8 protein-coding genes and 1 rRNA gene are annotated in these 9,836 nt (G+C 61.8%); 4 read left to right on the plus strand and 5 right to left on the minus strand.

Translation table 11 applies throughout. The features are described 5' to 3' along the window. Window positions 1-89: 89 nt before the first annotated feature. Window positions 90-2,324 carry a TonB-dependent siderophore receptor gene (locus tag ABE456_RS27335; RefSeq protein WP_346646710.1) on the minus strand — a complete coding sequence of 745 codons (2,235 nt, stop codon included), beginning with the start codon at window positions 2,322-2,324 and terminating at the stop codon, window positions 90-92. A 340-nt stretch (window positions 2,325-2,664) separates the two neighbouring features. Here ABE456_RS27335 and ABE456_RS27340 point away from each other — a divergent pair, with 340 nt between their 5' ends. Together ABE456_RS27340 and ABE456_RS27345 are read left to right on the plus strand one after the other, a co-directional pair. After that, entirely contained in the window at window positions 2,665-2,985 is a 321-nt protein-coding gene (locus ABE456_RS27340; protein ID WP_346646711.1) for a transcriptional regulator, read from the plus strand. Then, entirely contained in the window at window positions 2,972-3,286 is a 315-nt protein-coding gene (locus tag ABE456_RS27345) for a helix-turn-helix domain-containing protein (RefSeq protein WP_346646712.1), read from the plus strand. Before ABE456_RS27340 ends, ABE456_RS27345 begins: the two co-directional genes overlap by 14 nt. An 88-nt stretch (window positions 3,287-3,374) precedes the next feature. Here the strand turns inward: ABE456_RS27345 and umuC are convergent, their stop codons facing one another. Further along, window positions 3,375-4,646 (minus strand): translesion error-prone DNA polymerase V subunit UmuC, encoded by a 1,272-nt coding sequence (gene umuC / locus ABE456_RS27350; protein WP_346646713.1) that lies wholly within the window; start codon window positions 4,644-4,646, stop codon window positions 3,375-3,377. A 136-nt stretch (window positions 4,647-4,782) separates the two neighbouring features. Here umuC and ABE456_RS27355 point away from each other — a divergent pair, with 136 nt between their 5' ends. Continuing rightward, window positions 4,783-5,985: an MFS transporter gene (locus tag ABE456_RS27355; RefSeq protein ID WP_346646714.1), complete on the plus strand. Its 1,203-nt coding sequence runs from the start codon at window positions 4,783-4,785 to the stop codon at window positions 5,983-5,985. A 163-nt stretch (window positions 5,986-6,148) separates the two neighbouring features. Here the strand turns inward: ABE456_RS27355 and umuD are convergent, their stop codons facing one another. Next, on the minus strand, window positions 6,149-6,580 hold the full coding sequence (gene umuD, locus ABE456_RS27360) for a translesion error-prone DNA polymerase V autoproteolytic subunit (protein WP_346646715.1): 432 nt from the start codon (window positions 6,578-6,580) through the stop codon (window positions 6,149-6,151). A 101-nt stretch (window positions 6,581-6,681) separates the two neighbouring features. Between umuD and ABE456_RS27365 the strand changes: the two genes are divergently transcribed. Further along, on the plus strand, window positions 6,682-7,398 hold the full coding sequence (locus ABE456_RS27365; protein WP_346646716.1) for an SOS response-associated peptidase family protein: 717 nt from the start codon (window positions 6,682-6,684) through the stop codon (window positions 7,396-7,398). Here the strand turns inward: ABE456_RS27365 and ABE456_RS27370 are convergent. Together ABE456_RS27370 and rrf are read right to left on the minus strand one after the other, a co-directional pair. Further along, window positions 7,395-9,203 carry an ABC transporter ATP-binding protein/permease gene (locus tag ABE456_RS27370; protein WP_346646717.1) on the minus strand — a complete coding sequence of 603 codons (1,809 nt, stop codon included), beginning with the start codon at window positions 9,201-9,203 and terminating at the stop codon, window positions 7,395-7,397. The two genes, ABE456_RS27365 and ABE456_RS27370, sit on opposite strands and share 4 nt — an antisense overlap. A 304-nt stretch (window positions 9,204-9,507) precedes the next feature. After that, a 5S ribosomal RNA gene (gene rrf, locus ABE456_RS27375) occupies window positions 9,508-9,623 on the minus strand. Window positions 9,624-9,836: the final 213 nt, after the last annotated feature.

Raw genomic sequence — 9,836 nt, forward strand, 5'->3', positions numbered from 1 at the left:
CTATACCTCTTTGTTTCTTTGTTTGCAAGATTTTTAACTTTTTTGTTGGCGTGGAGCCTCGCGACAGGGCCGCAAAGCGCCCCCCGCTGTCAGAAGTTGATATTCAGCGCAGCAAACACCGCCCTGCCCGGCTGGTTATAGGTATTGGCCCCCGAAGTGCTGGCATTACCGCCGCGCAGAATCTGCTTGTCGAACACGTTGTTAACCCCCACCCGCACGTCGTAGTTGGCGTTGAACTTGTACCCGGCGCTCACGTCCACCAGGCCATAGGCCTCGACATCCTCCTGTGCGCTCTTGTCGTAGTCTTGCTGGGTGCGATAGTTGTAGGTCGGCGATTTCTGCTTGCCGAAATAAGTACCTGCCACCTGGAACGACAGCTGATCGGTGGCGCGCCAGTCGAGGGTGGTGTTGACGGTGTACTCCGGGATCACCGACAGCGGCTCGCCGGTCTCGCGGTTGTCGTTGTCGAGCATCCAGGTCAGGTTGGTGTTCCAGTCCAGGGTCGGCGTCAGCTCGATGAAGAAGTTGCCTTCGATACCTTCCACCCGCGCCTTGCCGGCGTTGTCCCACTGGGTCACGCGGCTGCCGGTGCCGATGGTGTACAGCACATCGGTATCGCCGATGATCTTGTTCTTGTAATCGTTACGGAAGTAGGTGGCACTGGTGCGCCAGGTACCACGGTCGTACAGCAGGCCGATTTCCTTGTTGACGCTGATCTCGGGCTTGAGGTCGGCGTTGCCCTGCAGGTAGCAGCCACCGTTGTTGGTCTGCTGCACGCTGCAGCCGTTGCCACGGCTGTACAGCAGGTAGTTGGGGTTGGATTGGTACAGGTTCGGCACCTTGTAGGCACGTGCGATGCCGCCTTTTACCGACAGCGCTTCGGTCAGCTTGTGCGACAGGTTGAGGCTGGGGCTGAAGTTGTCGCCGAAGGTTTCGTGGTGGTCGAAACGCAGGCCCGGGGTAATGGTGGTGTCGCCGACAATGATGTTGTCTTCGACAAACAGCGCGTAGCTGCGTGCGGTCATCTTCGAGCTGCTGCGATCGAAGCCGACCAGCCCGCCATTGTTGGTAGGGTCGGAGCTTTGCGGGCGCAACGACCCCTGGTCGTTGAGGGCTTCGTACAGGTACTCGCCGCCCAGGGTCAGCACATGCTCGGTGCTGCCCATGGCGAACGGCAGGTTCACTTCGCTGCTCAGGCGCGTATTGCGCAGGCGCGACATGGCCCCACCCTCGTCGCTTGGCGCGCCTTCGGTACGCCCGGCCAGGCCCTCGTTGAGGCGCCAGTTGCGCACGTACTCGTAGGCCAGCGTGGTCTTGCTGGTCCCCCAGGTGAAATCACCCAGGTGGGTCAGGTCGTAGGTGCTGCGCTGCATCACGTTGGTTTCGTGGCCGTACAGGCTGGAAACGAACTCGACGTCTCCACCGCCGTTGCTGTTCATGGTGTCGCCGGCAAAGATGTTGCCCTGGCGGCTATAGCCGGCGCTGGCCTCAAGGCGGTGTTCGTCATTCAGCTGCCAGCTCAACAGGCCGTTGACGTCTTTGTTGCGCACCCCTTCGCGGCCAGCCACCAGTGCACTGGTGGCATGCCCGGCGTTGATGTCCAGGTCGTCGGCGTCGGTCTTGGCCACGCCGCCATACAGGCGGAAGCCAAGGTTGTCGGTAAGGCCACCGCCCAGGTTGAAGTTGGCGCGACGGCTGGCGCCCTCGGCGCTGTCTTCGGGCAGCTGGGTGTACAGGCTGACGCTGCCCTTGAGCTCATCCGTCGGGCGTTTGGTGATGATGTTGACCACCCCGCCCATGGCGCCGGAACCGTAGCGTGCAGCCGCTGGGCCACGCAGGATCTCGATACGCTCGACCGCTTCGGCCGGCACCCAGTTGGTTTCACCACGGGTATCGCGGTCGCCGTTCCAGCCATAGCGGACGGCGTTGCGGGCGCTGGAAGGCTTGCCATCGATAAGGATCAGAGTGTTTTCCGGGCCCATGCCGCGCAGGTCGATCTGACGGTTGTTGCCACGCGCACCGCTGGCGCTGTTTCCGGTCAGGTTGACCCCAGGCTCGCGGCGGATGATATCGGACAGGTCATTGGCCGGCGGGTGGCGCTTGATGTCTTCGGCGGTGATGATCGACGAGCCAAGGGCCTGGCGCGCTTCGCGCTCGGCGGTGACCAGGGTGTCCTGAATCACCAGCGCGTTGTCGGCGACCGGCACTTCCAGCACCTCACCCGTGCGCTTTTCTTCGGCCTGGGCCGCGCTGGCCACCAGGGCCGGTGACGCCAGCGCGACAAACGCCAGGGCCAGGCTATTGGGTGAAGTTCTGCACTGCATGGGTACATCTCCTGCGATTCATGAGCGAAAAGGCACATCCCTGTCGGAAACCGGGAGCCCTCGCCCACCGGCCCCGCAAACACGGTTTGGCGGCCAACAGGGATGGTAAATATAGGGATTCTCAAATGAGTTTAAATCTTATTTACGAAGTTTACATGTTTGTAACGGAACTTTGCAGAATCCCGGGTTAGAGCGGCGCGTACTGCCTGCGATGGGCCGCATGCAGCCCCGCAGATGTCAGATCAAATCGGCTTGTCAGCAACCCCTCGATACAACCCCGCACTTCTTGATCCCAGGCAGCCCAAGCAAAATATCTACGTCAAAGACGTAGGGATACAGTATGCTGACGATCATTGAAGCACCACTATTCTCAAGGCAGTGGCCCGACTACTGGACCGAGGAAGAGCACGGAGCATTTATGTCCTATCTCGCTAACGAACCTGACGCTGGCTCCGTGATTCCCGGTTCGGGCGGATGCCGCAAGGTACGCTGGAGCCTGGACGGCAAAGGCAAGCGAGGTGCCGTCCGTGTGATTTACACAGCTCAACTTGCCAATGGCGCCTTGGTCGCACTGCTCATTTACTGCAAGAACGCCACCGAAAATATACCCGCGCACGTACTGCGCAAGATTGCAAAGGAGCTGAACCATGCCCCTGACTGAGAAAGAGCTGTTGCTGCGTGATGCCAGCCGTAACATCGGCGAAGAATTACTGGAGTCCATACGCGACGTGAAAGCTGGCCGCTATGGCGCAGTACGCCAGATAAAGGTGACCGAGGCCGCCGAGGCTCGCAACAGAACCGGCCTTTCCCAGCTCAGGTTTGCAGAGTTGTTGGGCGTTTCAGTACGTACGCTCCAAGAGTGGGAGCAAGGTCGGCGTACGCCATCGGGTGCCGCTCGTTCCCTCCTGCACATTGCAGCTTCTCGTCCAGACGTGTTTCGCGAAGTGCTTCAGAGCCGGTAATACCGACCCCAGGTTGGCTTGTCTTGGCGACGAGCTGCTGCGATGGGCCGCCCAGCGGCCCCAGCGATTTCGGAGCGTGTTGCAGTGCTCAACCTACCCGCCACAACCCCGCGACCTGGGTGGTGAAGCCCTCGCTCATCAACGCCCGACGCATCGCCCACTCCGCTGCCGCCGGCACTGCCGCGCTGCGTAATGTGCCCCTTCCCCAGCGCGCGTTGACACCGTCGATCACCGCCATGACCCGCTCTGCCCGCTGTGTCTGCGAGGCCGTGAACAGGTCGCCGGTGTACTCGCCACGCTGGCACAGGTCCAGCAGCAGCACCTCCGCCTTGCTGTAGCGAAAACCCTGGCGATACACCCGCTCCAGCGCCTCCAGGGCCATGCGCGTGAGCAGGCGCAGGTCGTCGGTGGGGTATGGCAACTGCACCAACACGCCATTGGCGTAACGGGGCTCCTCCGGGTTGAACATGCCGGTACGGATGCTCACACGCATGCGCCGGGCCAGTGAGCGCTGCTGGCGCAGCTTCTCCGAGGCGCGCATCACATAGCTGGCCACTGCCTCCTTGAGTGGCGCAAGTTCGGTCAGGCGCTGGCCGAACATGCGGCTGCAGCAGATTTCCTGGCGTGGCGGGTCGACGTCCGCCAGTTGCAGGCACGGCGTGCCGGCCAGTTCGCGGGCGGTCTTTTCCACCACCACGCTGAAGGTCTTGCGTAACAGGCCAGGGTCGGCACGGGACAAGTCCCAGGCGCTGCGGATGCCCATGCCTTGCAAATGCGCCGTAAGGCGTTTGCCAATACCCCACACCTCGGAAACATCACACTTTTTCAACACCCAGTGGTACTTCACCGGGTCACGCAGATCGACCACCCCGCCACTCTGTTGGGCCCAACGTTTAGCCGCGTGGTTGGCCAGCTTTGCCAAGGTCTTGGTAGCGGCAATACCGACACCGACCGGAATGGCCGTGTGCTTGAACACCCGCTCGCGAATGCAGCGGCCCAGATACTCGAGATCGCCAGGCATGCCGGCCAGGTCGGCAAAGGCTTCATCGATGGAGTACACCTCCAGCGCCGGGACCATGCCCTCGATCACCGCCATCACTCGCTGGCTCATGTCGCCGTACAGCGCATAGTTAGAGGAAAACGCCACCACCCCATGGCGCTGCAACAGGTCCTTCACCTGGTAGTAAGGCTGCCCCATCTTCACCAGCGGCTTGGCCTCGGCACTGCGGGCAACAATGCAACCGTCGTTGTTGCTGAGCACGACGATGGGCGTGCGCAACAGGTCGGGGCGGAACACCCGCTCGCAACTGGCGTAGAAGCTGTTGCAATCGATCAGGGCAAAAACAGGGGAAGGCTTCATGTGGCGAAATCACCAATACTGTATCTATATACAGTAAACCATGTTGACGTGCCATTGCCGCTACCCACCTATCCGATTTGCATCCTGCGTGCTGGCTCCTACAGTTTCGAACGTAGCGACTCTGCCGAGGCCCATGATGCGTAGCAACGAAGAAAGCAGCCCTGCGAGTACCGCCAGGAGCCTGCCGAAAATTCCCCGCAGCGTCTGGGCGCTGGGCTTCGTGTCGATGTTCATGGACATTTCCTCGGAGATGATCCACGCCCTGCTGCCGCTGTACATGGTCACCGTACTCGGCACCTCGGTGGTGGCAGTGGGTATTATCGAAGGCATCGCCGAAGCGACTGCGTCGATCACCAAGGTGTTCTCCGGTGCCCTCAGCGATCGGCTGGGCAAGCGCAAGCTGCTTACGGTGCTCGGCTACGGCCTGGGCGCGCTGACCAAGCCGGTGTTCCCCCTGGCCTCCGGGCTTGAGTGGCTGACTGCGGCACGCTTCGTCGACCGGGTCGGCAAAGGCATTCGCGGGGCGCCGCGCGACGCGCTGGTGGCCGATGTCACACCTGCCGCGCTGCGTGGTGCAGCCTTCGGCCTGCGCCAGGCACTCGACACCGTCGGCGCCTTCCTCGGGCCGCTGCTGGCGATCGTGCTGATGTGGCTGACGGCGAGCCACTTCCAGGCTGTGTTCTGGGTGGCGGTGATCCCGGCGTTTGTGGCGGTGTACATCCTCATCGCTTTCGTGCACGAACCTGAAGCACCGGCCACGGCCAGGCCCGTGCGCGCACCGCTGGCACTGCGCGAACTGGCGCGCCTGGGGCCGGCCTACTGGCGGCTGATTGGCCTGGCCACGCTGTTCACCCTCGCCCGCTTCAGCGAGGCATTCCTGCTGCTACGTGCCCAGGACATGGGCCTGGCCCCGTTGTGGGCGCCGGCGGTGCTGGTACTGATGGCGCTGGCCTACTCGCTGTCGGCCTACCCCGCCGGGGTGCTGTCGGACCGCGTGGGCCGCCGCGGCGTGCTGATTACCGGGCTGGGGCTGCTGATCACCGCCGACCTGCTGCTGGCCCTGCTGCCAGGCTGGGCCGGGCTGGCCTTGGGGGTTGCCGCCTGGGGCCTGCACCTGGGCTTCAGCCAGGGCATCTTCGCCGCCATGATCGCCGACAGCGCACCTGCCAACCTGCGCGGTACCGCCTTCGGCCTGTTCAACCTGCTGACTGGGGTGGCGCTACTGGTAGCCAGCGTGATGGCCGGGTTGTTGTGGGACGGTGCAGGGTTCCAGGCAACCTTCCTGGTCGGGGCGGGTTTTGCCAGCGCCACGCTGGTGGGCGTGACACTGCTGCGCTGAGCCCGCCTAGGCTCTGTGTGAAAAGTCTTGAGACGAAGGTCAGGCAAGGCGAAAACAGCCGAGGAACGGCCGGGGTCGCGCCCGACTTTACGGGTTGTAAATGAGCATTCCGAGGCTGTTTTCAACGCAGCATCACCGAGTATCAAGGCTTTTCACACAGAGCCTAGGCTAGCGGGTCATGGCTGCGCACACTGAAGGTGACCACGCCCCAGATCATCAGCTCGTCACCCTCCATGATGTAGCGTGGCGCATAGCCTGGGTTTTCCGAACGCAGTACCACCTGCCCGGCGACACGTTGCAGCCGCTTGCACAGTGGCTCGCCGTTGACAGCAGCAATCACGATATGGCCATGGCGCGCCTCGATCGAACGGTCTACCAGCACCAAGTCACCGTCGAAGATGCCAGCACCCTGCATGCTGTCGCCGTCTATCCTGACCAGGTACATGTGCGGCGCGCGCAAGTTGAACAGCTCATCCAGCGAGATGGGCTGCTCCATGTGGTCCGCTGCCGGCGACGGGAAGCCCGCCGGAACACGGAACGAATAGCGCGGCACAGCAGCGCTACCGCAATTGATTGGGCCCAGAATGGTAGTCATAACACGGCCTTGAAATTAAACTGTATGCATATACAGTAAATTCTATGCCGAGTATTCGGTCAATTTCGCCGTAGGAAATTTCGACAAATGGGGGACATGCCATGTGCGGACGCTTCGCCCAATATCAGGGCCTGGCTGACTACCTGCGAGAACTGGATGCCGAGCAGGACGTGATCAGCGGCTATGACAATGTGCCGATCGGCCGCTACAACGTCGCGCCTGGCAGCCGCGTGCTGATTCTGCACAATGCTGAAGACGGGCTGCGCATCGATCCCTGCCATTGGGGCTGGGCACCGTTCTGGGCCACCAGCAAACGCCCCGCGCCGATCAACGCCCGAGTCGAGACGGTGACCACCGGCAAGTTCTTCAAGGCCCTGTGGCCGCAAGGGCGAGCGCTGGTCATGGCCGATGGCTGGTACGAATGGGTGGCCGACCCGCAGGAACCCAAGCGCAAGCAGCCCTACTTCATCCGCCTGAAAAGCCAGGCGCCGATGTTCATGGCGGCACTGGCCGAGGTGCACGCGGGGCTGGAGCCCAATGAAGGCGACGGGTTCGTGATCATCACCGCCGCCAGTGACCAAGGCATGGTCGATATCCATGACCGCCGGCCCCTGGTCCTGGGGCCAGCGGATGCACGGGCCTGGATCGACCCTGACGTGCCTGCCGAACAGGCCGAACGCCTGGCACGGGAGCACTGCCTGCCGGTGGAGACCTTCGAGTGGTTTGCCGTAGGCAAGGATGTCGGCAATGTACGCAATGAAGGGGCCGAGTTGATCGCGATGCTGGGCCCCAGCCCTGAGGCCCAATCGCCGAACTAGGCCAGCACTGGTTGCTGCTCAAGCAACGACCAGCCGCCATGCCCATCCACCTCCAGCCGGTGGGTGTGGAACCCCGCCAACGTGCTGCGATGGCCGACACTGACCAGCAACGCGCTCGGCATTTCCGTGCGCAAAAGCGAATACAGGGCATGCTCGAGCCCTTCGTCCATGGCCGAGGTGGACTCGTCAAGGAACACCACCTGAGGCCGGTTGAACAGCACCCGGGCGAACGCCAGGCGCTGCTGTTCACCTACCGAAAGAATGTGTGACCAGTCGCAACTGACAGCCAGTTGCTCGGTCAGGTGGGCCAGGTTGACCTGGCGCAATGCCTGCTGCATACGCGTTTCCTCCTCCGGCTTGCTGGCCGCCGGGTAGGCGATGACGGTACGCAGGTCACCCAGCGGCAGGTACGGCCGCTGCGACAGGAACAGCGCCTGATGGCCCATCGGCCGCCGGACCTCACCTTCTGCATACGGCCAGAGGCCGGCCAGCGCACGTAGCAGCGTGGTTTTACCGCTACCCGACGGGCCCTTGATCAACAGCGCCTGGCCGGCGTGCAGACGCAGGTCCAGGTTGGCGATAAGAGGGTGCCCGTCCGGGCGCAGCACCTGCAGGCGGGCGATTTCCAAGGCATGTGCCTGGTCCTCGGTGGTGACACGCGGCAAGGTGCTCGCCTGCTGGTTGGCGTCAAGGAACCCGGTCAGACGGTCAAGGGTGGCGCGGTATTGAGCGAATGCATCGTACGATTCGCGGAAGAACGACAACGAGTCCTGCACCTGGCCAAAGGCCTGGGCAGTCTGCATCACATCGCCCAACTTGATCGCCCCGCTGAAGAAGCGCGGCGCCTGGAGAATGAACGGAAACACCACGGCAACCTGGCTGACGCTCAGGTTGAAACCGCTGAACTTGAGGTTTCGGAACACCAGCGCCCAGGCATTCACGATCAAGGCGCCAAAGCGGCCCAGCAAGGTGCCCCGCTCCACCTGAGCGCCCTGGTAGAAGGCAATGTTCTCGGCATTCTCGCGCAGGCGCATCAGCGCATAACGGAAGTTGGCGGTGAGCTTTTCGTTGAGGAAGTTCAGGCGAATCAACGGGCGCCCAAGGCGGAAGGCGAGCCAGGTGGCGACGATCACATACAAGTACACGGCAAACACCATCGCCCGGGGGACTTCCACCCCGGCGACCGACAGCGGTGCCGACAGCCCCCAGAGAATCCCGGTAAACGCCACCAGCGACACCAATGCGCTGACAGCGCCAAGGGCCAGGGTTACCGAGTTGCTGACGAAGGCGTTGACGTCCAACTCGATACGCTGGTCGGGGTTGTCCACCGGCTCGGCGAGGAACTGACCACGGTAGTATGCATCGCCGTGCATCCAGTCGTGGGTCAGCCGTTCGGTAAGCCATACCCGCCACTTGATACTGAACGCCTGGCTCACATAGAAAGTGAACAGCGAGCGCAGTACATGGATGGTGGCCAGCACCGCGAAGACGCCGAGCAAGTACCAGAAAGCGGCTTGATCAAGGCCCTGCAAGGCGCTGTAAAAGCCGTTGTACCAGAACGAGAACAGCACGTTCAGGCGTACCGAGAACAATGTCAGTACCAGCAGCAGTGCGAACACCAGCAACGGCCGCCAACTGCGCCTGAAGCTGAAATATGGCCCGGCAAGCTGCCAGAACTGGCTACCCCAGCGCGTACAACGTACGGCCAGTGTGGCGGCGGCGGTAAAGCCGACAAGGGTGATGAACGAGGCGATTGCCAGCCAGCTCAGGCTCTCTTGCAGGGCCTGGTGCCAGTTCATTTCCATGGTGGGTATCCGTGCTGAGTATTTACGCGAGCGTAGCATTGCCCTGTGATTCGTCAGGCATAAATGACGCACATTTCATGAATGCTCTGCGCGATTACAGAAGCTGGCGCGGTCCCTGTGGGAGCGGCTTTAGCCGCGAAGCAGGCGGCGCGGTGGATGGTACCGGCTTTGCCGGTGCTCGCGGCTGAAGCCGCTCCCAAAGGGATCTTTGTAGTACCGGGGAATTTGTGCAGGGCCTGGGATTTTTAGCCCACAAAGACAAAACCCCTACCTGCATGTGCAGATAGGGGTTTTGCGAAATGAATCTTGACGATGACCTACTCTCACATGGGGAAACCCCACACTACCATCGGCGATGCATCGTTTCACTGCTGAGTTCGGGATGGGATCAGGTGGTTCCAATGCTCTATGGTCGTCAAGAAATTCTGTAGCCAGAATGTCCAGATGGACAGCCCAGCGAATTCGGATATGTGATATTTGTGGCTCTCTATTTCAAGAGCAGCGAACTTTCGGTTCGTATCATCTTCACCACCGCAATCTGCGCTAGCAAATTGCTTGGGTGTTATATGGTCAAGCCTCACGGGCAATTAGTATTGGTTAGCTCAACGCCTCACAGCGCTTACACACCCAACC

The sequence above is a fragment of the Pseudomonas sp. TWI929 genome (genome assembly GCF_039673335.1).
Lineage (GTDB): Bacteria > Pseudomonadota > Gammaproteobacteria > Pseudomonadales > Pseudomonadaceae > Aquipseudomonas.

Coding starts and splice junctions, on each gene's coding strand:
- ABE456_RS27335 (WP_346646710.1), bottom strand. CDS start 2,324: ATGCAGTGCAGAACTTCACCCAATAGCCTGGCCCTGGCGTTTGTCGCG.
- ABE456_RS27340 (WP_346646711.1), top strand. CDS start 2,665: ATGCTGACGATCATTGAAGCACCACTATTCTCAAGGCAGTGGCCCGAC.
- ABE456_RS27345 (WP_346646712.1), top strand. CDS start 2,972: ATGCCCCTGACTGAGAAAGAGCTGTTGCTGCGTGATGCCAGCCGTAAC.
- umuC (WP_346646713.1), bottom strand. CDS start 4,646: ATGAAGCCTTCCCCTGTTTTTGCCCTGATCGATTGCAACAGCTTCTAC.
- ABE456_RS27355 (WP_346646714.1), top strand. CDS start 4,783: ATGCGTAGCAACGAAGAAAGCAGCCCTGCGAGTACCGCCAGGAGCCTG.
- umuD (WP_346646715.1), bottom strand. CDS start 6,580: ATGACTACCATTCTGGGCCCAATCAATTGCGGTAGCGCTGCTGTGCCG.
- ABE456_RS27365 (WP_346646716.1), top strand. CDS start 6,682: ATGTGCGGACGCTTCGCCCAATATCAGGGCCTGGCTGACTACCTGCGA.
- ABE456_RS27370 (WP_346646717.1), bottom strand. CDS start 9,203: ATGGAAATGAACTGGCACCAGGCCCTGCAAGAGAGCCTGAGCTGGCTG.